We start from the raw sequence: 24,352 nt of genomic DNA on the forward strand, positions 1-24,352 counted from the left end.
GACCAGGGTCATGTCGTGCTCGACCATCAGCACGGTGATGCCGAGCTCGCTCTTCATGTCACGGATCCAGAACGACATGTCGTCGGTCTCCTCGACATTGAGGCCGGACGACGGCTCGTCGAGCAGGATCAGCTTCGGCTCCGAGCACAGCGCCCGCGCCAGCTCGATCACCTTGCGTACGCCGTAGGGCAGGCCCGAGATCAGCTTGTCGCGGTAGGGCTCGAGATCGAGGAATTCGATCACCTGCTCGACGCGGCGGCGATGCGCCTTCTCGCCGGCGCGGACGCTCGGCAGGAACAACAGCTCCTGCCAGAGCTGCGTCGTGGAATGGCGATGGCGGCCGACCAGGAGATTGCTCAGCACGGTCGCATTCTCGAACAGCTCGATGTTCTGGAAGGTGCGCGCGATGCCGAGCTTCGCGATGTCGTAGGCCGGCTGCTGGGTGATGTCCTGATCCTCGAAGAAGATCCTGCCCGAGGTCGGCGGATAGATCCGCGAGATCAGGTTGAAGATCGAGCTCTTGCCGGCGCCGTTCGGCCCGATGATCGAGAGGATCTCGCCCTTCTCCACCGCGAAGCTGACGGCATCGACCGCCTTGAGGCCGCCGAAATGCAGCGACAGGTTCTCGGCGCGGAAATAGCTCATCGGTTCCGCTCCGATTTCACGTAGATCTTCTGCCGCTTGAAGGTCGCGCGCTTGTAGAGCGGGAACAGCTGGAAGAAGAGCTTGATCTTGAGCCAGCGGCCATAGAGCCCCAGGGGCTCAAACAGCACGAACACCACGATGATGATGCCGTAGATCGCGCCTTTGAGCCCGTTGGCGGAAGCAAAGGCCGCGACCGCATCCTGGATGTGGCCTGCGCGCTCGGCGCCGGCGCCCAACGTGGCCGCAGCGCCCGCGATCACGCCGGGCATGTCGTCCTTCAGATAGGTCAGGAACGGATCGATCATGACCAGGAAGATCGCGCCCAGCACCGCACCATGCAGGCTGAACGTGCCACCGATCAGGATCACGATGATGAACTCGATCGAGAGCTGCAGCGTGAACATCTCGGGCGAGATGAAGGACAGCTTGTGGGCGAACAGCACGCCGGCAAAGCCGGTGATCGCGGCCGAGATCGCGAACGACTTCACCTTGTAGAGCGCGACATTGATCCCCATGCTGCGCGCCGCGGTCTCGCTGTCGCGGATCGCGACAAAGGCGCGGCCGGTCGGCGAGCGCAGCAGATTGAGCGTGCCGACGATGGTCAGCACAAGCACCGCGAGGCAGAGATAATAGAAGGTCGGGCCGTCGCGCGACACCGTGGTGCCGAAGAGCTGCATGGTCTTGACCCGCATGCCCTCATTGCCGTTGGTCACGCTTTCCCAGCGCGCCATGATTTCCTCGACGATGAAGGCAAACGAGATCGTGGCGATCACGAGATAGATGCCTTGCAGCCGCAGCGCCGGAAATCCGACCAGCGCGCCGACGACGCCGGTCAACAGCCCGGCAGCGAGGAAGTACACTGGAAACGGCACGTTGAATTGCTGCAGGTAGGCCGCGGTGTAGGCGCCGATCGCCAGAAACGCGGCATGGCCGAGCGAGGCCTGTCCGGTGAAGCCGGTCAGGATCAAGAGCCCGACGCCGACCGTCGCGTAGATGCAGACGAAGACCAGCTGGCTCATCAGATAGCTCGAGAGCACATAGGGCGCAATCAGCAGCACCGCCAACAGCAGGCCGTAGGAATAGACGTAGCCGGAATGCGGAAACAGTCTGATGTCGTCTTCATAGTCGGTCTTGAAGAGAAACCGCATGCTTCCTCCTCAAACCTTCTTGCGGACATGAAGGCCGAACAGGCCCTCAGGCTTGAGCAGCAGCACTGCGAGCAGCACGATGTAGGGCGCGACGTCCTTCCATCCCTGCGGCAGATAGAAGCCGGCCATGCTCTCGATCACGCCGATCAGGACGCCGCCGACCACCGCACCCGGGATCGAGCCGAAGCCGCCGAGCACCGCGGCCGGAAACGCCTTCAGCCCCAGCACCAGGCCGACATTGGAATGGATGAAGGTGATCGGCGCCAGCAGCACGCCGGCGCAGGTCGCCACCGCCGCCGAGATCGCCCAGACGATCGAGACCACGCGCTTGACCGGGATGCCCATGTAATAGGCAGCCAGCATGTTCTCGGAACTGGCGCGCATCGCGGTGCCGAGCGTGGTGCGGTTAAAGAACAGATAGAGCAGCGCGCACAGGATGATGGTCGCCGCGATCACCGACAGCTTGTCGTAGGCGAGCACGAGGCTGCCAATTCGCAGCACGCCCTGGCTGAACGGCGTTTCGATCTTGAAGTCGTCGGTGCCCCAGATCATGCCGGCAACCGAGCGCAGGAAATAGCCGAGCCCGATCGTCGCCATGATGATGGAGAATTGCGGATAACCGAGAATCGGCCGCACCACGAGCCGCTCGGCCAGCATGCCGAACAGCGCCATGCAGATCACCGCGCCGGCGAAGCCGACCCAGTAATTCAGCCCGAGCATGCCGATGAAGGTGAAGGCGAAAAAGCCGCCCAGCATCATCAAATCGCCTTGCGCGAAATTGACGACCTCGGTTGCCTTGTAGACCAGCACGAAGCCGAGCGCGATCAGGCCGTAAACGCAGCCGAGCGCAATGCCGCTGACGAGCTGCTGAACAAAGTCCAGCATCGTTCCCTCCCCGATGCCCGGCGATTCTTATCGATCGCTCGTTGCATCCCGCCTTCGCGCCCTTGTGTCGGGAGCGCTGAAAGCCGCCTATGTCCGCCCCGATTGAGCCAAAACGCCCGATCCCTGTCAACAAACCGCTGATCCGGCTATATCATCACATTTGCGGAGATTTACCGCAGCACGGGGTAATACGGATATCGCCGGCGATTTGCCCCGTGCGATTCACTGCACCGAAACGGTTTTTGTCCAAGTTTGCGCAACCGACGAGCGAAATCCCGGATCGCCAAGCACCATGACATCGCAACTGTCCGCACTCGCCGTGCGAGGGTTAACCAAGCGTTTTGACCGCCCGGCGGTCGACGCGCTCGATCTCACCATCCGGGTCGGCGAGTTCTATGCGCTGCTCGGGCCGAACGGCGCAGGCAAGACCACGACGCTGCGCATGGTGGCGGGACTGCTGCGGCCCGATGCCGGCTCGGTATCGATCCTCGGCATCGATGCGCTGGCCGATCCGGTCGCCGCCAAGCAGATCATGGCCTGGGTGTCCGACGAGCCGATGATCTACGACAAGCTGACGCCGCTGGAGTATCTCGAATTCGTCGCCGGCCTGTGGGGCATCGATCCCCGCACGTCGGAGCAGTCGGCGCGCGATCTCCTGGTGTCACTCGGGCTTGAGCCGCATCTCAACGAGCGCTGCGAAGGTTTCTCCAAGGGCATGCGCCAGAAGGTGGCGCTCGCCGGTGCGCTGGTGCACGATCCGCGCCTGATCATTCTCGATGAACCGCTGACCGGCCTCGACGCGCTGTCGGCGCGTCACGTCAAGGGGCTGTTGCAGGAGCGCGTCCGCACCGGCTGCACCGTGATCATGACCACCCACATTCTCGAAGTCGCCGAGCGCATGGCCGACCGCATCGGCGTGATCGCGGCCGGCAGGCTGATCGCCGAGGGCACACTGGCCGAGCTGCGCGAGCAGAACGGCCGCAACGACACCACGCTCGAGGACATGTTCATCGCGCTGGTCGATACCGAAGCGGCGGCCGCGTGAACTCGGTCGCCCATCTCTCCTGGTTCGCCCGCCACGAATTCCGCCTGGCGTGGCGCGAATGGCTGGCGATGATGACCGGCGGCCGGCGCCGGCGCAATCGCGCGGTGATCGGCCTCCTGATCTTCGCGGCGATCCTGCATCTGCCGGCCTATGCCGTGGTCAGCCGCTATGCCGATCTGCGGTTTCCGCTCGATCCGTCCTCGCTGATCGTGCTGACCGCGACGATCTTCCTGGCCTGGGCGCTGATGCTCTCGCAGGCGATCGAGTCGGTGACGCGCGTGTTCTATGCCCGCGCCGATCTCGATTTGATCATGTCGTCGCCGGCGAAGCTCACCAACATCTTCTCGATCCGGATCGCCGCCATCGCGCTGACGGTGAGCAGCATGGCGCTGCTGCTGTCGACGCCCTTCATCGACGTGCTGGTGTATCTCGGCGGCCCGCGCTGGCTCGCCGGCTTCGGCGTCGTGCTTGCGATCGGGCTGTCGGCGGCCGCCACGGCGATCGCCGTCACCGCCTTCCTGTTTCGCCGGATCGGGCCGAGCCGGACCCGGCTTGTGGCGCAGATCGTCTCCGCCGTCATCGGCGCAGGCTTCGTCATCGCGCTGCAGATCGTCGCCGTGCTGTCCTATGGCACGCTGTCGCGGTTTGCCTTCCTGACCTCGGATACCGCGGCACGAATTGCTCCCGCCCTCGACAGCCTGCTCTGGTGGCCGGCGCGCGCCTCGCTCGGCGACCTCGAGATCATGATGCTGCTGCTCGCAGCAAGCCTCGTGTTGCTCGGCGTCGTGATGGCGGTGTTCGCACCGCGGTTTGCCGACACGGTCGCAAGCGTCGCCGCCAATCCGGCTGCGGTCACGCAGGGGCGTGCCCGCGCGTTTCGCCCCGGCTCGCGGCAGCAGGCGTTGCGACGCAAGGAGATCTTGCTGCTGCGCCGCGATCCGTGGCTGCTGTCGCAGAGCCTGATGCAGATGCTCTATCTGTTGCCGCCGGCGCTGATGCTGTGGCGCAGCTTCTCCGGCACCTCGACCGCGATCGTGCTGATTACGCCTGTCATCGTGATGGCCGCGGGCCAGCTCGCCGGCGGGCTTGCCTGGCTGACCATCTCGGGCGAGGACGCTCCCGATCTGGTGGCGACCGCGCCGCTGCCGCCGTCGCGCGTGACCCGCGCCAAGATCGAGGTCGTGCTGATCGCAATCGCCGTGGCGTTCGCGCCGCTGGTGGCCGCATTGATATTCGCCTCGCCGCAGCAGGCTGCGGTGACGGCAATCGCGATCGTCATCGCGACCGCATCCGCCGCCGCCGTCCAGCTCTGGTTCCGCGCGCAGGCCAAGCGCAGCCAGTTCCGCCGGCGCCAGACCTCCTCCCGGATCGCCACCTTCGCGGAGGCCTTCTCCTCGATCGGCTGGGCCGCAACCGCGGCATTGGCGCTGACGATTCCGGGAGCTGCGCTGGTCAGCGGCATTCTGACGCTGGTGACGCTCGCCATCGCCTGGAAGATCAGCCCGCGGCAAGCGTGAGACCGCGCTTAAGCCTTCATCACCTCGATCACCGCCGCGGCAAATGCCTCAGGGGCTTCCTGCGGCACATTGTGGCCGACGCCCGGAATTGCGCGATGGGCCAGGCGGCGCGTGTACTTTGCCGCGGTGCGACTGCCGTCGGACACGAACGTCACGCCATCGTCGGCGCCGTCGAGCGAGATGGCCGGGACCTTGATCACAGGCAATGTGTCGAGCCGCCGCTGCAGATCCGCATATTGCGGGTCTCCTTCGACAACGCCGTAACGATGCCGGTAGCTATGGATCACGACCTCGACATAATCAGGATTGTCGAACGCGACCGCAGTCCGCTCGAAGCAGGCCTCGTCGAACACCCAGCTGGGTGACCATTGCGACCACAGGATTTTCGCGATGCCGCGCCGGTTGGCGGCAAGCCCTGCGCGCCCCCGCTCGAGCTGGAAGTAGTACTGATACCACAGCGGCACCTCGCGATCCGGCGGCGCCGGCACCATCGCATGCGCGATGTCCTGGATCATGTAGCCATTGGTGCAGACCAGCCCGATGCAGCGTTCCGGCCACAGCGCCGCGCCGATCGATGCGGCGCGGCCGCCCCAGTCATAGCCGGCGAACACTGCGCGCTTGATGTCGAGCGCATCCATCAGCGCGATCAGGTCGGCTCCGACCGCGGCCTGCTCGCCCGAGCGCGGCGTCGCCTTGTCGCGGAATACCGTTGGCCCGTAACCACGCAGATAGGGCACGATGACCCGGCAGCCCTGCACCGCCAGCATCGGTGCAACGTCGACAAAGGAGTGGATGTCGTAGGGGAAGCCGTGCATCAGCAGCACGACCGGACCGTCCGCCGGGCCGGCCTCGTAATAGGCGATGTTGAGCACGCCTGCGTCGACATGGCGCAATGGCTCAAGCCGTTTGGTCCATGACGCACATGGCGAAGAGGCGGTGTCGGTCACGCAGAACTCCCTGATCTCCATGATCTGCACGGCATGGTAGCGCGACCCGGCGCGATAATCGCCTGGATCGTGTTGCAATCAGCGCCATGGAGCGATGCGCTGGTCTCATCATGACGGCAAGGCAATTGCGCGGTAGGCTTGCGCCGCCAATGACGGGACAGGTCATGCTGAGACTGCTCGCCGCGCTCGTCTTGCTGGGAACCTTGACCAGCCATGCCGTCGCGCAAGATGCCCAGCGCAGCGAATGCCTGGCGATGGCCAGTGCGCCGCCGCGCGCCATTCCGGTGAACTTCCGGCGCGTTGCTGCCAATGCCGACGAGGTCGCGATCACCTATGCCGGCCATTCGACCTATTATATCGACACGCCCGGCGGCGTCCGGATCGCGACCGACTACAACGGCGTCTACCAAACCGGGCGATTGCCCGACGTCGCGACCATGAACCGGGCCCACGCGACGCATTACACGCTGTTTCCCGACCCGAGGATCCCCCATGTGCTGCACGGCTGGGGTGAGAACGGCCAGCCCGCGCATTACGCTGACCGCATCGGCGACGTCTATATCCGCAACGTCACCACCGACATCCGCCGCTATTGGGGCGAAGATTCCGGCGGCGAGATGATCAAGGACGGCAACTCGATCTTCATCTTCGAGGTCGCCGGTCTCTGCATCGGCCATCTCGGCCACCTCCACGTCAAGCTCGACGACAGCCATTTCGCGGCGATCGGCCGGCTCGACATCGTGATGGTGCCGATCGACGGCACCTATACGATGTCGCTCGACGGCATCTCCGAGATCACCAAGCGGCTGCGTGCATCGGTGGTGCTGCCGATGCACCGCTTCGCCACCCCGCTCGATGAGTTCATGCGCCTGATCGGCCAGCAATTCGAGATCGACCGCCGCGGCGGCGAGCGTACCTTACGGATTTCGCGCGACACCCTGCCTGCGACGCCGACGGTGATCATTCTCGACGGCGTGTAATTCTGTTCAAGAAGAAGCAAAACCAACGGGAGTGAAAATCGATGGCCAGCACGTTACCCGCCTCCGCCAGCGGACTCTATGCCGATCCGCGCGAAGACTGGCTCGCCCAATACACCGAGGAGATCATCGATCCTGACAGGCCGATCGTCGATCCGCATCACCACCTCTGGGATCGCGGGGGCTTGCGCTACCTGATCGAGGACATGCGCGACGACATTGCCTCAGGTCACAACATCGTGGCCACCGTCTATGTCGACTGCCGGTCGATGTACCGCGCCGATGGCCCGGAAGCGTTCCGCCCGGTCGGCGAGGTCGAGTTCGCCAACGGCGTCGCGGCGATGGCGGCGAGCGGAGGCTACGGCAAGGCGGCGATCTGCGCCGGCATCGTCAGCCACGTTAACCTTCTGATCGGCGACCAGGCCAAGGCGGTGCTGGAGGCCGAGATTGCCGCCGGCAACGGCCGGTTCCGCGGCATCCGCCACTCCTCGGCCTGGGACGAGGACCCCAATGTCGCCCACATGTATGCAAACCGGCCGAAGGGAATCCTGCTGGATGCTACCTTCCGCAAGGGGTTTGCCTGCCTGGCGCCGCTCGGCCTCAGCTTCGACGCCTGGTTGTTCCACCCGCAGATCGGTGAACTCACCGACCTCGCCCGCGCCTTCCCCGACACAAGGATTGTGCTCGACCATTGCGGCGGTCCGGTCGGCACCGGCCGCTTCGCCGGCAAGCGCGCGGAAACCTTTCCGGCCTGGAAGGCGTCGATCCAGGAGATCGCCAGATGCCCGAACGTCGTGGTCAAGCTCGGCGGGCTGGCGATGTGCCTGCTCGGCTATGACTTCCACCTGCGCCCCCGGCCGCCCTCGTCGGAGGAACTCGCCGCCGCCTGGCGGCCCTATGTGGAGACCTGCATCGAGGCGTTCGGCCCGAACCGTTGCATGTTCGAGAGCAACTTCCCACCTGATAAGGGACAGTGCAGCTATCAGGTGATCTTCAACACCTTTAAACGGCTTGCATCACAATATAGCGAAGCCGAGAAGACGGCGTTGTTCTTGAAGACGGCAAAGGATGTCTATCGGCTCGATATCGGGTAAACTTCCGACTCATGGATGACAGCATCACCATCCGGCCGCTTCGAGAGGCTGATGCGGAAGCGGTGGTCTCACTTTACGCAAAGGCAGCTGCGGTGGAACCGCGGCTAGGCCCTGTCACGCTGCCGCAATGGGACCAGTTCCTGAAGCTGCCGCAGAACCGTGGCGGGCGCGACTTTCGTATTGCCGAGCTGAATGGCCGGCTGGTCGGGCTCGCCGAGTCCTCGCTGCGCGACCATGGCGCGCACCATTCCAGGTTCCTCAAGATCGTCGTGGCGCCCGAGATGCGGCGCCGCCGGATCGGCCTCGCGCTGGTCGACGACGTCCTTGCGATCGACACCGACGCCGATCTCACCGTGCAGACGCTGGTGAGCAGCGACTGGCCGGCGGGAATGGCCTTCGTCGCCGCTTTCGGCTTTGTTCATGTCGAGTCCGAGATCGGGATGAAGTGCGTCGAGCCGTTGCAGCCGGCGCGCACGCTCGCGGCCGCCCGCGCCACCATCGAGCAGGTCTCAGACGTCACCGCCTGCGCAGGCGAGGTCGCGCGCATCCACAACGCCGCCTATGCCTCGGACGCCGCGTTCCGGCTGTATTCGCCGGAGGAGATGGCGCAGGTCCTGACCGAGAGCGAGGTCTGGATCGCCTCGGAGGACGGACAGATGTCGGGCTTCTGCCTGACCGAACCGGAGCGGAACTCGATGTGGATCGAGTCGGTCGCCGTCGACCCGGCGCGGCAGGGACGCGGGCTCGGCCAGCTCCTGGTCTATCGGGTGCTGAGCGCACACGACGTGTCGGTCGAGCATCCCTGCTGGCTCAACGTCTCGAGCCGCAACGCCCCCGCGCTGAAGATCTATCGCCGCCTCGGCTTCCGGCCGCAGCACGAGACCTGCCGCTTCCTGGCGATGCGCGGCGAGCTGATCGCCGCGCGCGAGCGGCGGTTTCAATAGCCAAGCCTGCAACGTTAGTCCGGCGCCGCAAATCTATCCCCGTCACCCTGAGGTGCGAGCGAAGCGAGCCTCGAAGGGCGAACGGCCGGGCCCTCTCCGCGCCACGATATCCGGGCCGTGCATCCTTCGAGGCGCGCAAGGGCGCGCACCTCAGGATGACGGGACTGAGCCTCGCGCAAACTGGGCTAGCTAGCTGCGCCCTTACGCCCACTCGCCCTTGCGGAACACCGGAACGCTGCGGCCGTCGGCATGGATGCCGTCGATGTCGGTGTGGGCGGAGCCGATCATCCAGTCGATGTGGATCAGGCTCTTGTTGCCGCCCTGCTCGGCGATCCGCTGCGGCGTCAGCTTGTCGCCGTTGATGAAGCATTTCGAGTAGCACTGGCCGAGCGCGATGTGCGAGGCGGCGTTCTCGTCGAACAGCGTGTTGAAGAACAACAGCCCGCTCTTCGAGATCGGCGAGGAATGCGGCACCAGCGCGACCTCGCCGAGCCGGCGCGCGCCCTCATCGGTGTCGAGCACCTTCTTCAAGACTTCCTCACCGCGCGAGGCCTTCGCCTCGACGATGCGGCCTTCCTCGAACTTGACCGAGATATTGTCGATCAGCGTGCCCTGGTAGGACAGCGGCTTGGAGCTGACGACGTGGCCGCTGACGCGGCGGCAGTGCGGCGTCGTGAACACTTCCTCGGTCGGGATATTGGCATTGCAGACGATGCCGTTCTTGGCGGTCGACGCACCGCCTTCCCATTCATGACCGTCGGCGAGCCCGATCGTGAGGTCCATTCCCGGACCGGAATATTTCAGCGCGTGGAAGCGCTGGCCGTTCAGCCATTCGGTGCGCTCGCGCAGCCTGGCATTGTGCTTGTCCCAGGCGGCGACGGCGCCGTCCTGATCGACCCGGGAGGCGGCGAAGATCGCGTCGGCAAGCTTGGCCACCGCGACGTCCTCGGCATCATCGGGGAACACCTGTTTGGCCCAGGACGTGCTCGGATAGGCGATGATGTTCCAGTTGGTGTCGAAATTGACGATCTTCTCCAGCGCCGGCTGGTAGGCGATCGAATTGGCCTTGCTGGCGCGCGCGACCTTGGTCGGGTCTTCGCCCGACAGCAGCATCGGATTGTCGCCGACGATCGCGAGCCGCGCGGTGTTGGCGCCGAACGCCTTCGCCATGCCCTCATAGAGCCAGCCTGCGGCGCGATCGAAGCTCGCGTCGTTGGCGTAGCGGTAGCGCGCCAGCGTCAGCTCTTCGTCGGAGAAGAACGGGGTCACGAGACCCGCACCGGCCTTGTAGGCATGCTCCACGACCCGCCGCACCAGCGGCATTGCCGCCGCAGGCGCCGTCAGCAGCAAATCCTGCCCCGGCTGCAGCTGCAGGCCGACCTTGATTGCGACTTCGGCGAGCCGATCGAGTTTTACCGGATCGATCGAGGCGGAAAGATTGCGTTGATGTGCGGTCATGAAGCGCCGTGGCGTTTGAGGGTCTCTTCAGGATTCGTAGTCCAATTCGATCCGCATTCGCAAGGTTCCCTCCCGCTGCGCCCGATCACGCCACAGCGAGCAATTGCGTCGAATTTTACCGCTTCACAGACATCAGCACCCGGTCGACCATCTCAGGCGCAAGGCCGAGATAGTTTTTCGGCGCGGTGAGGCGGTCGATCGTCGCCCGATCGATCCGGCTCGCGACGCGATCATACGCGGCCAGCACCGCGGCCAGCGTCAGGCCCTTGTCGTTGGCGACACGGCAGGCGTCATAAACGACGTCATGCGCCTCCTGCCGGCCGATCGCGGGCGCAAGGCCCATCATCACGGCTTCAGCAACGATCAGCCCGCGGCTGATGTCGAGATTGTCGGCCATCCGCTTCCCGTCGACGATCAGGCCGCCAAGCGCGAACCTGGCCTGGTGCAAAGCGCCTGCTGTCAGCACAAAGCTTTCCGGGATCGCCATCCATTCGGCGTGCCACGGACCGGTGGCGCGTTCGAAATCCTGCACCATCGCGTCCAGCATCAGGCCCGCATGCTGGCGCACCGCCTTGGCGGCCGCGAGCATCAGCTCCGACGAGATCGGGTTGCGCTTCTGCGGCATGGTCGAGGACGCGCCGCGTCCCTTCACGAAGGGTTCGTAGACCTCGCCGAATTCGGTCGAGGCCATGATCATGATGTCGAGCGCGATCTTGCCGAGTGTTCCCGTGACCAGCGCGAGGTAATTTACCGCTTCCGCCAGACCGTCGCGCGCGACATGCCAGGTCGAGACAGGAACGCCGAGCCCGAGTTCCTCGCACAGCGCCTTCTGGACCTCGAAGCCCTTGTCGCCCAGCGAGGCCAGCGTGCCGGCGGCGCCGGCGAACTGGCCGACCAGTGCGCGCGGCTTCAACTCCGCCAGTCGCACGGCATGCCGATCGAACGCGGCGAGCCAGATCGCGGTCTTGTAGCCGAAGGTCACCGGCAGCGCCTGCTGCAAATGGGTGCGGCCGGCCATCGGCGTGTCGCGGTATTTCTTCGAGAGATCGACGAGGATGCCGCGCAACGCAGCGATGTCATCCTCGATGATCTCCAGGCCATCGCGCAGCTGCAGCACCACGGCGGTGTCCATGATGTCCTGGGTGGTCGCGCCCCAATGGACATAGCGGCCGGCCTCGCCGCACTGCTTTGCCATCTGATGCACCAGCGGCAGGATCGGGTAGCCGACCACATCGGTCTCCTGCCGCAGCAGATCGAAATCGAACGCGGCGACGTTGGTCCGCTCCGCGATCTGCTCGGCCGCGTCAACCGGAATCACGCCGCAACGTGCTTCGGCCTTCGCCAGCGCGACTTCGACCTCGGCATAGCGTTCGATCAGCCGCAGATCGGAAAACACCTCGCGCATCGCGCGCGTGCCGAAGGCATCGCGAAACAGCACGGAATCGAGCACGGTGGTCGAGGTCGGGAAGGCGGACATGGCAGATCCTTGGGCACATCCTGTTGCCGGTCGCAGTCGGCAACGTCCCTATCACGGCACGGGCCGGTGCCCTACCCCTCCGCAGGCGCCTCGCCGAACACCTCGGCTGCGATCTTGCTGGTCTCGATCGCGGCGGGGATGCCGCAATACATCGCGACCAGCAACAGCACGTCCTGCACCTGCGCGGCGGTGCAGCCATTGGCGAGCGCGCCCTTGGCATGCACGCGGAACTCGGCGGGCTTGCTGCTCGCCGCGGTGATGCCGAGCATCACGAGGCTGCGCATCTGGTCGGACAGCCCGCTGCGCTCCCAGACGTCGCCATAGACATAGGCATTGATGATGTTTTGCAGCGGCGCGCCGAAATCGCCCGCGGCCGCCATCCGCTTGGCGACATCGCCCTCGCCGAACATCTTCTGGCGCCGGCGCAGCCCGCGCGCATGGAGATCGCTGATGTCCACCATCGTCGTCTGGCTCCCCTGAATGGGCTATTTATACGGATAAATACTGCATACCTCAACATTCCAACAGGCCGAGTACTTGCCATTCAGATATATTTGTCCGTATAAATCTTCAAAAGCAGGCGCGGAGGGGACCGGGATGAAGTTACGGTTGGGGCTGCTCGTCGTCCTGCTCGCGGCACTTCCGAGCCTGCCGGCATTCGCCGCGGACGATTTCCCGCAACGGCCGCTCAAGATCATCGTGCCCTTCCCGGCCGGCGCCGGCCCCGACAATGTCGCGCGGCTGGTTGGCCAGCATCTGCAGGACGCATTCGGCCAGACCGTGCTGATCGAGAATCGCGCCGGGGCGCTCGGCAGCATCGGCGCTCAGGAAGTCGCCCGCAGCGCGCCCGACGGCTACACGCTGCTGATGGGCACCAACACCACCCATGCCAGCAACGTCGCGACGCTCGAGAGCCTGCCCTACGACCCGGTGAAGGATTTCGCGCCCGTCATCCGCACCACCACGACGGCGATGGTGCTGCTGGTCAACCCGAAGCTGGCGGCCAAGGACCTGCCGCAGTTCCTCAGCTACGCCAAGGCTACGCCCAACCTGACCGCCGGCTACGGCTCCGGCGCATCGCAGATCTCGATCGCGCAGCTGCAGTCGCGCGGCGGCCTGTCGCTGATTGCGGCTTCCTACCGCGGCGTGCCGCAGGCGATGACCGACGTGATGGCGGGCGTGATCGACCTGACCTTCGGCGATTTCTCGGTCGCGATCCCGCAGATGCAGGGCGGCACCTTGCGCGGCATCGCGGTCACATCCGCGGCGCGCAACGAGCTCACGCCCGGCCTGCCCGCCCTCTCCGAAGCGATGCCCGGCTTCGAGGCCACCATCTGGTACGGGCTGTTCGCGCCGGCCGGCACGCCGGAACCGGTGGTCAACAAGATCTACGCCGAGTGTGCGAAGTACCTCGCGATGCCGGAGACGAAGAAGAAACTCGCCGATGTCGGCGTGATCGTGGCACCGCTGGCGCCGGCCGAGTTCGGCGCCTTCGTCAAGAGCGAGGTCGTGCGCTGGTCGGCGGAGGTGAAGGCGGCCGGCATCCAGCCGCAATAGCGCGAAGCGGCGTCGCATCATGTCTCGCGAGACACCAGTCGGCATGATCGGATTGGGGCTGATGGGATCGGCGCTCTCCGCGCGACTGATCGATGCCGGCGTAGGCGTAATCGGCTTCGATATCGATGCGGCGAAGACCGATGGGCTGAGGTCGAGCGGCGCCGAGTTCGCCGCCTTCGCCGCCGACGTCGCGGCGCGCTGCCGGACCATCGTCATCGCGGTGTACGACGCGACCCAGGTCAAGGGATTGCTGCCGGACCTTGCCAACGCCAGGCTGCCGCCGGTCGTGATCTGCACCACCACCTGCGCGCCGGGCGAGATCACGGCGATCGCCGGATTCGCGGCGCACGCCCGCCTTGGCTTCATCGAAGCGCCGATCTCGGGCACCAGCGCCGAGGTGCGCGCCGGCACGGCCACCGCGCTCGTCGCCGGTGAGGCCGACATCATCGCGGCCGCTGCGGCAACGCTCGACATCCTCAGCCCGCAGCGGATCAATGTCGGCGCGATCGGCAATGCCAGCCGCACCAAGCTCGCCATCAACCTGATCCTGCAGAACAACCGCGCCGCGCTGGCCGAAGGCATCGCACTTGCCGAGGCGCTCGGCCTCGACGGCACGACCTTCCTTGCGACCGCGCGGCAATCGGCGGCATATTCCAGAGTGATGGACAGCAAGGGACCGAAGATGCTGGCGCGGGATTTCTCGCCGCAATCGCACATCGCGCAGACCTTGAAGGATGCCGAACTGATCCTGCAGGAGGCCGGCCGCCACGGCCTGCCTCTGCCGCTGACCTCCGTGCAAGCCGAACTGCTGCGTGCGGCGATCGCGCTTGAAGGCCCGGACAGCGACAGCGCCGCAATCATCGAGGCGATCCGGGCCGGACGCGAGCAGGACAAGGAACCCTCATGATCAAGTGTGCGATCGCGGGCCTCGGCCGCTGGGGCCGCGCGCTGGTCGAGGCTGCGCAGAGCGAGCCCCAGCTCAGGATCGTCAGCGCGGTGGAACCCGACATCGCCGGCGCCGCAAGCTTCTGCGCGGCGCACGGCCTGTCGCCTGCGCCAAGCCTGGAGGCGTGCTCGCCGAGCCAGGCATCGATGCCGTGCTGCTGGCAACGCCGCATTCGCTGCACAAGAGCCAGGTGATCGCGGCCGCCAGAGCCGGTAAGCAGGTGTTTTGCGAAAAGCCGCTGGCGCTCCGGCGCGACGATGCGGCCGAGATGTTCGCGGCCTGCCGCGACGCCGGCGTGCTGCTCGCAGTCGGGCATAACCGCCGGTTCTGGCCCTCGATGCAGGCGCTGCGCGCGATCGCAGCCTCCGGCGAACTCGGCACGATCCTGCATGTCGAGGGCCACAACAGCAACGAGAACTCGCAGGCCATCACGCAGGGCTGGCGGCTGTCGCCTGAGGAGTCACCCGGCGGCGGGCTGACCGGCGCGGGGCTGCACGTGCTCGACGGCTTCGTCAGCCTGCTTGGTCCGGCACGCCGGGTCTATGCTCGGTTGAGCGAACGCGAGGCGGGACCGCCGCCGCTCGACACTGCAACTTTAGCGATTGAATTTGTGAATGGCGTCAATGCAACCCTTGCGACGATCCGCGCAACGCCGTTCTATTGGCGCGTGCATGTGTTCGGAACGAAGGGATCGGCAGAGGTGCTCGACGAGGGGACGATGGTGCTACGGACATCCGGCGAAGCACCTGCGACGAGGCGGTATCCGGCCGTCAACACGCTCACCGCGGAACTCGCCGCCTTTGCCGATGCGGTCGAAGGCGGACAGCCGTTCCCGGTACCGGAGGCAGATGTGCTCGCGACGCTCGCCGCATTCGAGGCCACGCTGCAATCGATGCGGACAGGACATCCGGTTGCCTGCCATACGGCATACCAGTGACTCGCCATGTCTGAACAACCGGACCGAGCGAGATCGTCCCGCTACCGCGACATCGCCACCGGACTGCAGAAGGACATCCGGCTCGGCACCTACGCGGTCGGCAATCTGCTGCCGACCGAAACCGAACTGATGGCGAGCTACCAGGCGAGCCGCCAGACCGTGCGCGAGGCGCTGCGCATCCTGATCGACCAGGGCCTGATCGTGCGCCGCGCCGGCCTCGGTTCGGTGGTGATCGCCTCCGAGCCGCCGGTGCTGTTTACCCACAGCGTCAAGTCGCTCGGCGAGTGGCTGCGTTATTCCAACGAAACCTACCGCGACGTCGTTGCCAGCAGCGACATCGTGGCCGACCGCAAGCTGGCGGGACTTCTGAAATGCGAGCCCGGCAGGAGCTGGTTCCTGATCGAGGCGGTGCGCCGCTCGGACCAGTTCGCCGCGCCGCTCGGCTGGACCGAGATCTATGTGCTGCGCCGGTTCGCCGATGTGGTGACACGCAGCGACCACGGCCGCACCCCGGTGCACGAGCAGATCGCCAAGATGTACGGCCAGGTCACCGAGCGCGCGCAGATGGAGATCTTCGTCCGGGGCATGCCCGCGCCGATCGCCAAGTCGCTCGGCGTCAAGACCGGCTCGCCGGCGCTCACCGTGGTCCGCCGCTACTACGGCGTACGCGAGGAACTGTTCGAGGTGACTATCACAACGCACCCCGAAGGGCGCTACACCTACACGATGGACATGCAGCGCTCGCTGCGCCCGAAGCTCTAGCCGGGCCTCTCGGGCTCTACCGAGCCCGGGCCAGATGCGTGTTGGCGGAGGTGTGTGCCATCTGCGGGGTGCCGCTCACCCCCCAGATCACGACCGCGATCAGCGCGGCCGCCCAAACATATGGCACAGCATTCGGCTTCTTCATTTCCGAGATCAACCCCAACGTCTCAGGAGGACCGGCGGACCTCACGACCCAGATCGTGAATCTCACGACCACAGTTGTCAGCGTCTCACCAGGCTCCGTCCTTCACAACGCTACTAAGGTTAGACCTTGTCGGTTTCAGGACGTCTTCGTGCGATTCCGGAAATGATTTCGTGGGAACCGGGCGCTCTCATCCGAATTGATGAGATCGCAGGTCCCGCCTGAATGCGGTTGCGTTCGCGGCGAAGCTCAGACGAGGCCCGAGAGAATTTCCTGCTCAAATTTGAGTCAGGCGCACGACAAACATTCCAAACGGCGTCAGCTGAATTCTTTTTGATTGTCGTGCCGACGCTGGCCGTGGCATCAGGGCGTGTGACACTGCGATGACAAGGGTTCTCCCGTGACTGCCCAACCGGCCAAACTGCAAGGCGGCTCCCGCCGCCACTCCAAGGAAACGCAGGACGAGGTTGCGCGGTCGCTGGAACGGGAGCTGAGGTTCTTGTCGGAAGAGCGCCAGGAACGCGCGCTGCGGCTCGGCTTCGACATTCCAGCCAAGCCGCCGAAGGTGGATCAATAAGGCCGCCGCCGCCGCGCTTAAGCTGAGAGGCCGCGCTCCTTCCGGCGGTCGTCCCTGCGAAAGCAGAGACCCATTCCGCGGCGGATGTAGCGAGCGGGATTCTTCGTTCCACCGCCCTTCAACGCTAGACATCTGTGGTTACGGGTCTCTGCTTTCGCAGGGACGACACCAGATGTGTTGCGCGGCCGGTGGGCGATGGCTTCGCATTCTCGCGACATGATTGCCCGAGCTTTACTCTTCGTTCGGCCCTCTCTTGCAGCGGGCGCAGGGAGCCTGCGCCGTCGGGCAATCGGTTGCATGGGCCCGCGCCTGCCCTCGCTCGTCATTCCGGGGCGGCCCAAAGGGCTGAGCCCGGAATCCATCGCGCCTCCGCGTTGGTGGTGAAATGGATTGCGGGTTCGTGCTTCGCACGCCCCGGAATGACGAAGCGAGCAATGCGCGCATCCCGAAAAGCAACCAGGCGGGCGCATCGACCTGCATTTCGTCGCCGAAGCGATCCGTGCCGCAGGATTTGTCCGCGAAGCCTCATCGGCGATCGCGGAGAATCTTCGCTCGGAAGCCGTTGCTGCCGATGTCAAGATGCCGAACGGGACTAACGGCCTCACGCGCGCTGCGGCCTGCTGCGAATTCTCGGAGACTAGAATGCTTGGCCGCCCCGACGACAAGGAAGCCCTCAGACTGACGCTGGCGTTCTATTGCATCATGGAGCCGGACAAGCGCGCAATCATTCTAAGCCTCGCCGAACAATTTGCTCGCACATCGCAAACCGTCGAGGGCTGCGTGCACTTCCTGTTGCTGGACGACAGCCTGCCTGCAAGTCACGATGCGATGCCGGAATTCCTGAGCAGAAAGCGTCCGACCGACCAATAGCCGTCGCCTCCTGCGGTCACCGCATTATCGTGCGCCCTCGACGAACGTAACCGGCGTCCCTTTCGCAACACCGGCCGCAACGCGCAGCGCATCCCAGTTCGTGAGCCGGACACAGCCATGGGATGCCGCCTTGGAGACCAGGCCGGGATTGCCGGTGCCGTGAATGCCGTAGCCTTCCCCCGAGAGGTTGATCCACACCACGCCGACCGGATTGTTAGGGCCGGGCCTGATCGTGAACGGCTTGTTCGATTTGACGCCCTTGAACTTGTATTTGGGATTGTAGCGATAGGTCGGGTTCTTGTTGACCGCCGTCACCTTCAACGTGCCGGTCGGCGTCGGCTTCTCGGTGCTGCCGACCGTCGCGGGATAGAAGGCGAGCAGCTTCCCCGCCGCGTCGAATGCGCTGAGCGTCTGTCGCGTCTTGTCGACTTCCAGGCGCGCAATCGCCGGAGGCTTTGCGACGTCGAGCACGTTCGCAACCGCGATAGTCTCGCCGGCCTTGTCGAACTTCCGTCCGGGATTGAGCGCCTGAAGCAGCGCCTCGCTCATATGGAATTTCTCGGCGATCGCCTCGCGCGGGCTGGTGTAGTTCAGCGCCGGCAGACTCTTCATGCTCTCCATCTTTGCGGGGACCTTCGCCAGGAACGGGCCTTTCACATCAGCGTCGACGATCGTGTAATTGACGATCGCGGCGCCTTCGCTGGCAGAAGTGAGTCTGGTCCAGAGATCCGGCGTCACGGCCTTGTCGAACGACAATCCGTTCGCCGTGGCGAACGCAGTGAGTGCCTTCTGCGCGTTCTCGCCAAGCTCGCCGTCGATCTCGCCGGGGGAGAAATGCGCGCGATCGAGCAGGATCTCGAGCTTGGCAATGGAGGCGTTGATCTGTTGCCTGCCCGGCAATTTTGCCGGTGGTGCCGCAGCGTCGTTGATCGCGGCGGCATCGAGGCCGGCTGCGATCGCGGGCGCAGCCGGGGCAAGCAAAAGGACGAGAGCAAAAGGCGCAACGGAAAAATGTCGGAACATCGCGTATCCCAACGTGGCTACCTTCCGTAAAGTTACGGGACGCGTCGAAGTTCCAATGCGCAAAGCTACCGCGGAACGGCAGAGATCGCCGCTTTGGCGCAATCGACCCGCTAAGAGTCGCTATCCGAAATGCAGTTACGCGCAGCTCACATCACAATTCAGGTCTCACGAAGTAAATGCGATTCGTCATCGCGGCGCTTGCCGCGTTTCTTGTCTTGATGCTCGACGTCGATCGTTCGCCAAGCTCACTCGACGCCTCCGCAACGCGCCTACGGCGCGGATGAAAGCGCGGCGCTCGGCAGCGGCGCAAACTGCATCTCCGCGATGGCGGAGCCGGCATAGGCGCTGGCGATCAGGATCATAACGCGAATGGCGACGAACATGGTGCCTCCTGAGCTTCTTGTCTTTGCACCAGGATAGGCGGGACTTCTTTCCCGCCGGTGAGGAAAGCTGGTTGCCGCAACCTTGAAGGCATTGGTAAGCGAGCTCTTTACGCAGCCCCGTTCATCAGTTGGGAACCGTATCGGCCGATCGACCGGCCCGCTCAACGCGCGGTTCACCCTTGCCGGGCATTGTTCGCCTCAATCAAGAAGGCGCAAACACAATGCCGATTTTCAGGACGATCCTTGTTGTCGTATCGATTTTTCTTGCCGGTTTGTACGTCTACGATGCCTGCCGCCGCAATGCGCTCGCCATGCCGGGTTCGGTAAACGAAATCCTTGCACGACGGTGGCCGGAACCGGATGCGTTTCATCCGACCATGGCGTCCGCTCCCGTCGCCACTGCGAACGCGACGCCGGCGGCGCGTGTTAGGGAAACGTTTGCGATGTTCATCCCGAGGGACGCACGGCGCCATCTGATGCAGCGCAGCCTTTGACGGCTTGGTTCAACCCAGGGATACGCCGGCCTTGGCGCGGCTGATTCCGAGCGTCAGGATGCGGTTCAACAGACCTGGGTAGTCCAGTCCATCATGCCCGGCCGCTGTCGCGAACTCCTGGCTCTTCGCGATCTCGGGATTGGGATTGGCCTCAATGAAAAACGGAACGCCATTGGTGGACAGGCGGAAGTCGATACGCGCATATCCATCGAGCCCCAGCGTCCGGTAGATACGTTTCGCCAGTCGTTGAATATGGCCGGATAGTTCCGGCGTGAGGTCCTCGGCCGGCCCATCGACAATCCCGATGCGCTCCTGATAGCTGGTGTCGTGCTTGGCCTTTTCGGTGGCGATATGCCGCGCACCGGGACCGCCCATGCTGCCGAATTTCAATTCCCAAACCGGCAAGACGCGTAGCCGGTTATTGCCGAGCACGCCGACATAGAGCTCGCGTCCCTCGATGAACTGCTCGGCGATCGCCGCGGTTCCGATCCGCTCATGGATGAAGGCGACACGTTCCACGAGCTTCTCGTCGCTATCGACGATCGACGCCTGCGAGATCCCGAGCGATCCATCGCTGCTCAGGCTCTTGACGATCAGCGGCAGTTCAAGACGCGGCGGCCGCTTGACCTTGCGCCGCATCGGGAACACGGCGAAGGCCGGCACCGGGATACGGCGGTGATGCACCAGTGTCTTGGACAGATCCTTGCCGCGCGCCAGGATCAGGCCGCGCGGGTTGCACCCCGTATACGGGATCTTCATCAGCTCGAGATAGCTCGCGATGTGCTGGTCGTACACGACGTTGTAATGAAACTCCTCCAGCAGCGTGAACACCACGTGCGGCTTGAAGCCCTCGATCTCGTCGCGCACCGGCTTGATTTCTTCCTGCACACCGAGCGGACGAACCTCATGGCCGGCCGCGCGCAGCGTGCTCACGACGTCGTATTCGGTTTTCCACTCGTTGATCTCCCGCACCGAGTAGCCATCGCTGGAGTCGGGCGGCACACAGTCCGGGTGCATCAGCACCAGAATGCGAAAGTGTTTCATAGCGCGATCCATTTGCGGCGCGACGGGCCGAACAGCGCGTGCATGGTCTTGGCTGTCAGCAGGATGGTGAAGTTGGTCACGAGCTTCTGCTCGGGGCCGACGACACGCAGGTTGAGCTCGCGGCAGCGCAAGATCATATCATCAAGCACGGCATCGAGCGTCAGCTGGTTCTCGCCCGTCCACCGCGCGACCAGCTGCCTGATCTGGGCACGATGCCGCCGGATGAAGGACGCCGCCGGCTTGTGCCGATGATGCCGTGGGTCGGCCGAGAACAGCCGGGACAGGTCGCGGTCGTAGGTCTTCGGCGGCGTGAAGGCGTAGAACGCCTGTTTCTTCTTGTAGTGCTCGCCGAGCGTCTGCTTGAGCGCATGCAGCGGATCGACGCGCTCGCGGGTCGTGAGCAGCGGCCGCTTGCCGGCGATCTCGCCCATCAGCTCGTCGACATATTCCAGCTTCTTCATCGCCGGCCAGCCGGCATAGCGCGTTCGCCAGTTCGACCGCGGCCGCAGCCACACCGCGAAGGTCTCGGCAAAATCCTCGTCCGGATGGCTCTGCGCGTACCAGAGCCTGAGATGCTGGACATAATTCCGGCTGGCCGGGTTGGGCCGATAGTAGCGCGGGTAGTGCTTCGACGATGGGCCGAACAGCTGCTGCCAGCGCCGGCGGCGTTGCAACTGGTAGCCGTGCTGGATGGCGTGGCCCGCCTCATGACGGAGAATGGCCATGCACTCCGACCAGGTGCCGCCCTCGACGTCGAGCATCATCTTCTTCTCGAGCTTCATCAGACGCGGATGGGCAAGATAGAAGGGAATGGCGATGCCGGGCACATCGGCCGGGCTGAACCATTCGCTCGATATCCATGTGTGCGGTCGCAGCCTTATGCCGCGCTCCTCGAGCTCCTCATAGAGCGTGCGGACACAATCCGCGAGCCAGGTGTCCTCGACCGCAACCCTCAGACTGCTGAGACGTTGATCGAGCAACTCCTCATCCGACAGCTTCTCCCAGGCAAATTTCCGGCGCGGCATGGGCTTCCAAAGTCAAAAACAAATCGGAATCGGGATGGTGTCATAGGTTGCCGCCGGCAACAACCGCCGGGCCCTTTGCGGACAGGGCCTGGTCCGCGCCGGCGGCGCCGCCCCCCGGCCGCCTCGTGCTTCCTCCAAGAGCCGGCCGGCAGCGCGGAGAGCCGGGTCACGGGTCCAGGTCGCGCCAGCGCCTTCGCGCTTTCTGCTATGGTCAGCCATTATTGGGGCAAGGCTACCAGAGGGGCGAGAATGGATTACAGACGACGGCTGCTGTTTCACGGCATGGCCCTGTTCCTGATTGGGCTGCTGACCGGTCTCATCGAGCAGCACTTCACCAACGTGCGGATGGCGCTGGCGGCGCATCTCGAAGGCGTGATGAACGGCACGTTCCTGCTCGCGGTCGGCGCAATCTGGAGCGAGGTGAGACTGTCGCACCGCGCCAGCGTCGCAGCCTATTGGGCGCTGCTCTGCGGAACGTACGGCAACTGGGCCGTGACGACACTCGCCGCCGTCCTCGGAACCGGTGCACTCTCGCCGGTCACGGCCGCCGGGCGGAGTGCCGCGCAGTGGCAGGAAACGCTGGTGACCGCCGGGTTCGTCTCGATCGGGCTTGCGATCATCGCAGCGTCGATCCTGCTGTTGTGGGGGCTGCGCGGCAAGGCTGTGCCCGTTGCGCCTAAGGCTTGACCCAGCGCTGTACGGCCGCCGCGGTGTCGGCCGGATTGGTGTTGAAGCAGATGGCGGCGCCGGGCGCGAGCCGATGCACCAGATTGAGGATCTGCTCGAACAGCAGCAGCCGCTCCGGCGGCTCGCGCAGCCCGGCGCCGATCACGACGCAATCGTAGCGGCGCGCGTTGAGGGCCGCCGCCGTCACCGCTTCCGCGGTCTCTCCGAGGTCGATCAGGCAGCTCTCCACGTCATAGCCGAGCGTCCGCAGGCCCTCGATCTGCGCGTCGATGTAGCTGCGCACGAGTTCGGGAGTGAACTGCGGCATGACGGACAGATCGACGAAGGTGGGGTCGAGCCCGATCGCCAGCACGGATGGCTTCGTCATTTTGGTGGTTCCTGATCGGTTTGCGATTCCGCAAGCATGCCCGCGATTTGAGTCGAAATCGCGGAGCCGTCAGCGACAGCCGTGGTCCTGCGCCGCGCGGGCAGCTGCGGCGGCGCGGCGCTTCAGGAACTCGCGCTCGCGCACGTTGCCGGCCAATGCGGCGGCGGCCTCGAACGCGGCGTGCGCCTCGGCGAAGCGGCTGAGCTTGTGCAGCAGATCGCCGCGCACGCTCGGCAGCAGATGATAGGACTTCAGCGCCGGTTCATCGGCGAGACCGTCGACGATCACAAGCGCCGCCTGCGGCCCCTCGGCCATACCGATCGCGACCGCACGATTGAGCTCGATCACCGGCGAGTCCAGCAGCGCGGCGAGATCGCCGTACAGCGCGGCGATGCGGCGCCAGTCGGTCGCATCTGATGTGTCGGCCTCGGCGTGGCAGGCAGCGATCGCGGCTTGCAGCACATAGAAGCCGCCGGCGCCGCCGAGCTCGCGGGCGCGCGCCAGCGCCAGGCGCCCGCGGCGGATCTGCAGGTGGTCCCACTGCGCGCGATTCTGGTCCATCAGCAGGATCGGCTCGCCGGCCGCATCGGTGCGCGCCGCCAGCCGCGAGGCGTTGAACTCCATCAGCGCCAGCAGCCCGTGCGCCTCCGGCTCCGCCGGTGCGATCGAGGTCAGCACGCGGCCGATGCGCAGCGCCTCGTTGCAGAGCTGCGGGCGCAGCCATTCGTCACCACGGGCCGCGGTATAGCCCTCGTTGAAAATCAGGTAGACGACCTCGAGCACGGAGGCGAGCCGTTCGGACAGCTCCTCGCCGCGCGGCGTCTCGTAGACGAGACCGGATTCCGACAGCGTGCGCTTGGCACGCACTATGCGCTGGGCGATGGTTGCCTCGGCTTGCAGGAAGGCGCGCGCGATCTCCTCGGTGGTGAGGCCGCAGATCATCCGAAGCGCCAACGCCGCACGGGCTTCCCGCGACAACAGCGGATGGCAGGCGGTGAAGATCAGCCGCAGCAATTCGTCACCGATATCGTCGTCGAGCGCGGAATCAAGATCGGGCATGGTGTCCTGCTCCCGCGCCAGATCGTGCGCCAGCATACCGTGCCGCTCGACGAGCATCCGAGCACGGCGCAGATGATCGAGCGCACGGCGCTTGGCGACCGCCATCAGCCAGGCGCCGGGCTTTTCCGGCACGCCGCCGGCTGGCCAATGTTCGAGCGCGGCGACCAGCGCTTCCTGGGTCAGATCTTCGGCCAGCGGCACGTCGCGCAGCATCCGCGACAGGCTGGTGATCAGCCGCGGCTGCTCGATGCGCCACACCGCAAGGATGGTTGCCTGGATGTCGGCGGCCGTCATCGCCGCCGACCTGATATCTCTTCTCGTCGCGTTTTCTTCACGCGAAGC

26 protein-coding genes are annotated in these 24,352 nt (G+C 65.0%); 14 read left to right on the plus strand and 12 right to left on the minus strand.

Features of this window, described 5'->3' with window-relative positions; translation table 11 throughout:
- From FNJ47_RS14920 to FNJ47_RS14930, 3 genes are all read right to left on the minus strand, one after another.
- A partial coding sequence (locus tag FNJ47_RS14920; RefSeq protein WP_163154254.1) for an ABC transporter ATP-binding protein occupies positions 1-645 on the minus strand: 645 nt, incomplete at its 3' end.
- Positions 642-1,793 carry a branched-chain amino acid ABC transporter permease gene (locus FNJ47_RS14925; protein ID WP_163154256.1) on the minus strand — a complete coding sequence of 384 codons (1,152 nt, stop codon included), beginning with the start codon at positions 1,791-1,793 and terminating at the stop codon, positions 642-644. The genes FNJ47_RS14920 and FNJ47_RS14925, both read right to left, overlap by 4 nt.
- Positions 1,794-1,802: 9 nt before the next feature.
- Positions 1,803-2,678, minus strand: a complete 876-nt coding sequence (locus FNJ47_RS14930; RefSeq protein WP_021080282.1) for a branched-chain amino acid ABC transporter permease — start codon at positions 2,676-2,678, stop codon at positions 1,803-1,805.
- Between the two features lie 292 nt (positions 2,679-2,970).
- Here FNJ47_RS14930 and FNJ47_RS14935 point away from each other — a divergent pair, with 292 nt between their 5' ends.
- Positions 2,971-3,723, plus strand: a complete 753-nt coding sequence (locus tag FNJ47_RS14935) for an ABC transporter ATP-binding protein (RefSeq protein WP_163154258.1) — start codon at positions 2,971-2,973, stop codon at positions 3,721-3,723.
- The gene (locus FNJ47_RS14940) at positions 3,720-5,240 is read left to right on the plus strand and encodes a permease (RefSeq protein ID WP_163154260.1); all 1,521 of its coding nucleotides are present in this window, start codon (positions 3,720-3,722) and stop codon (positions 5,238-5,240) included. Before FNJ47_RS14935 ends, FNJ47_RS14940 begins: the two co-directional genes overlap by 4 nt.
- Before the next feature lie 8 nt (positions 5,241-5,248).
- Here the strand turns inward: FNJ47_RS14940 and FNJ47_RS14945 are convergent, their stop codons facing one another.
- Positions 5,249-6,133 carry an alpha/beta fold hydrolase gene (locus tag FNJ47_RS14945; protein ID WP_163154334.1) on the minus strand — a complete coding sequence of 295 codons (885 nt, stop codon included), beginning with the start codon at positions 6,131-6,133 and terminating at the stop codon, positions 5,249-5,251.
- 218 nt (positions 6,134-6,351) lie between these two features.
- Between FNJ47_RS14945 and FNJ47_RS14950 the strand changes: the two genes are divergently transcribed.
- Genes FNJ47_RS14950 through FNJ47_RS14960 form a run of 3 tightly spaced genes read left to right on the plus strand, consistent with a single transcriptional unit; the run spans position 6,352 to position 9,202 of the window.
- On the plus strand, positions 6,352-7,167 hold the full coding sequence (locus FNJ47_RS14950) for an MBL fold metallo-hydrolase (RefSeq protein ID WP_163154263.1): 816 nt from the start codon (positions 6,352-6,354) through the stop codon (positions 7,165-7,167).
- Positions 7,168-7,208: 41 nt separating this feature from the next.
- Positions 7,209-8,258 (plus strand): amidohydrolase family protein, encoded by a 1,050-nt coding sequence (locus FNJ47_RS14955; RefSeq protein WP_163154265.1) that lies wholly within the window; start codon positions 7,209-7,211, stop codon positions 8,256-8,258.
- An 11-nt stretch (positions 8,259-8,269) separates the two neighbouring features.
- Positions 8,270-9,202: a GNAT family N-acetyltransferase gene (locus FNJ47_RS14960; protein ID WP_163154267.1), complete on the plus strand. Its 933-nt coding sequence runs from the start codon at positions 8,270-8,272 to the stop codon at positions 9,200-9,202.
- A 201-nt stretch (positions 9,203-9,403) separates the two neighbouring features.
- On the opposite strand, the gene FNJ47_RS14965 is transcribed toward FNJ47_RS14960, so the two are convergent.
- From FNJ47_RS14965 to FNJ47_RS14975, 3 genes are all read right to left on the minus strand, one after another.
- Positions 9,404-10,660: an aminopeptidase gene (locus tag FNJ47_RS14965; protein ID WP_163154269.1), complete on the minus strand. Its 1,257-nt coding sequence runs from the start codon at positions 10,658-10,660 to the stop codon at positions 9,404-9,406.
- Positions 10,661-10,775: 115 nt separating this feature from the next.
- Positions 10,776-12,137 carry a class-II fumarase/aspartase family protein gene (locus tag FNJ47_RS14970; RefSeq protein ID WP_163154271.1) on the minus strand — a complete coding sequence of 454 codons (1,362 nt, stop codon included), beginning with the start codon at positions 12,135-12,137 and terminating at the stop codon, positions 10,776-10,778.
- 71 nt (positions 12,138-12,208) lie between these two features.
- On the minus strand, positions 12,209-12,598 hold the full coding sequence (locus FNJ47_RS14975; RefSeq protein ID WP_163154273.1) for a carboxymuconolactone decarboxylase family protein: 390 nt from the start codon (positions 12,596-12,598) through the stop codon (positions 12,209-12,211).
- 136 nt (positions 12,599-12,734) lie between these two features.
- Between FNJ47_RS14975 and FNJ47_RS14980 the strand changes: the two genes are divergently transcribed.
- From FNJ47_RS14980 to FNJ47_RS15000, 7 genes are all read left to right on the plus strand, one after another.
- The gene (locus FNJ47_RS14980; protein ID WP_163154275.1) at positions 12,735-13,694 is read left to right on the plus strand and encodes a Bug family tripartite tricarboxylate transporter substrate binding protein; all 960 of its coding nucleotides are present in this window, start codon (positions 12,735-12,737) and stop codon (positions 13,692-13,694) included.
- A 19-nt stretch (positions 13,695-13,713) separates the two neighbouring features.
- Positions 13,714-14,601: an NAD(P)-dependent oxidoreductase gene (locus tag FNJ47_RS14985; RefSeq protein ID WP_163154277.1), complete on the plus strand. Its 888-nt coding sequence runs from the start codon at positions 13,714-13,716 to the stop codon at positions 14,599-14,601.
- On the plus strand, positions 14,598-14,834 hold the full coding sequence (locus FNJ47_RS51230; RefSeq protein ID WP_235999890.1) for a hypothetical protein: 237 nt from the start codon (positions 14,598-14,600) through the stop codon (positions 14,832-14,834). Before FNJ47_RS14985 ends, FNJ47_RS51230 begins: the two co-directional genes overlap by 4 nt.
- On the plus strand, positions 14,765-15,577 hold the full coding sequence (locus FNJ47_RS14990; protein WP_347341669.1) for a Gfo/Idh/MocA family protein: 813 nt from the start codon (positions 14,765-14,767) through the stop codon (positions 15,575-15,577). The genes FNJ47_RS51230 and FNJ47_RS14990 overlap by 70 nt, the downstream gene beginning before the upstream one ends.
- Positions 15,578-15,583: 6 nt before the next feature.
- The gene (locus FNJ47_RS14995; RefSeq protein WP_163154279.1) at positions 15,584-16,339 is read left to right on the plus strand and encodes a GntR family transcriptional regulator; all 756 of its coding nucleotides are present in this window, start codon (positions 15,584-15,586) and stop codon (positions 16,337-16,339) included.
- A gap of 542 nt (positions 16,340-16,881) precedes the next feature.
- Positions 16,882-17,058, plus strand: a complete 177-nt coding sequence (locus FNJ47_RS49855; RefSeq protein WP_165445694.1) for a hypothetical protein — start codon at positions 16,882-16,884, stop codon at positions 17,056-17,058.
- A gap of 642 nt (positions 17,059-17,700) precedes the next feature.
- Positions 17,701-17,928, plus strand: coding sequence for a hypothetical protein (locus FNJ47_RS15000; RefSeq protein ID WP_163154281.1), 228 nt, complete (start codon positions 17,701-17,703; stop codon positions 17,926-17,928).
- A gap of 24 nt (positions 17,929-17,952) precedes the next feature.
- Here FNJ47_RS15000 and FNJ47_RS15005 read toward each other — a convergent pair whose 3' ends face one another.
- Positions 17,953-18,951 carry a L,D-transpeptidase family protein gene (locus FNJ47_RS15005; protein ID WP_165445695.1) on the minus strand — a complete coding sequence of 333 codons (999 nt, stop codon included), beginning with the start codon at positions 18,949-18,951 and terminating at the stop codon, positions 17,953-17,955.
- Between the two features lie 562 nt (positions 18,952-19,513).
- Here FNJ47_RS15005 and FNJ47_RS15010 point away from each other — a divergent pair.
- Positions 19,514-19,828 carry a hypothetical protein gene (locus FNJ47_RS15010; RefSeq protein WP_235999891.1) on the plus strand — a complete coding sequence of 105 codons (315 nt, stop codon included), beginning with the start codon at positions 19,514-19,516 and terminating at the stop codon, positions 19,826-19,828.
- A 9-nt stretch (positions 19,829-19,837) separates the two neighbouring features.
- Here the strand turns inward: FNJ47_RS15010 and FNJ47_RS15015 are convergent, their stop codons facing one another.
- Positions 19,838-20,872, minus strand: a complete 1,035-nt coding sequence (locus tag FNJ47_RS15015) for a D-alanine--D-alanine ligase family protein (protein WP_163154283.1) — start codon at positions 20,870-20,872, stop codon at positions 19,838-19,840.
- Positions 20,869-21,897 (minus strand): putative zinc-binding metallopeptidase, encoded by a 1,029-nt coding sequence (locus FNJ47_RS15020; RefSeq protein WP_163154285.1) that lies wholly within the window; start codon positions 21,895-21,897, stop codon positions 20,869-20,871. Before FNJ47_RS15020 ends, FNJ47_RS15015 begins: the two co-directional genes overlap by 4 nt.
- 249 nt (positions 21,898-22,146) lie before the next feature.
- On the opposite strand from FNJ47_RS15020, the gene FNJ47_RS15025 reads away from it, so the two are divergent.
- The gene (locus tag FNJ47_RS15025; RefSeq protein WP_163154287.1) at positions 22,147-22,584 is read left to right on the plus strand and encodes a styrene oxide isomerase; all 438 of its coding nucleotides are present in this window, start codon (positions 22,147-22,149) and stop codon (positions 22,582-22,584) included.
- Here the strand turns inward: FNJ47_RS15025 and FNJ47_RS15030 are convergent.
- Together FNJ47_RS15030 and FNJ47_RS15035 are read right to left on the minus strand one after the other, a co-directional pair.
- Complete coding sequence (locus tag FNJ47_RS15030) at positions 22,574-22,951, minus strand: hypothetical protein (RefSeq protein WP_163154289.1); 378 nt, start codon at positions 22,949-22,951, stop codon at positions 22,574-22,576. The two genes, FNJ47_RS15025 and FNJ47_RS15030, sit on opposite strands and share 11 nt — an antisense overlap.
- A gap of 69 nt (positions 22,952-23,020) precedes the next feature.
- Positions 23,021-24,304, minus strand: a complete 1,284-nt coding sequence (locus FNJ47_RS15035) for an RNA polymerase sigma factor (protein WP_163154291.1) — start codon at positions 24,302-24,304, stop codon at positions 23,021-23,023.
- Between the last annotated feature and the right edge of the window lie 48 nt (positions 24,305-24,352).

This window comes from Bradyrhizobium uaiense, from assembly GCF_010811875.1.
Taxonomy (GTDB): Bacteria; Pseudomonadota; Alphaproteobacteria; order Rhizobiales; family Xanthobacteraceae; genus Bradyrhizobium; species Bradyrhizobium uaiense.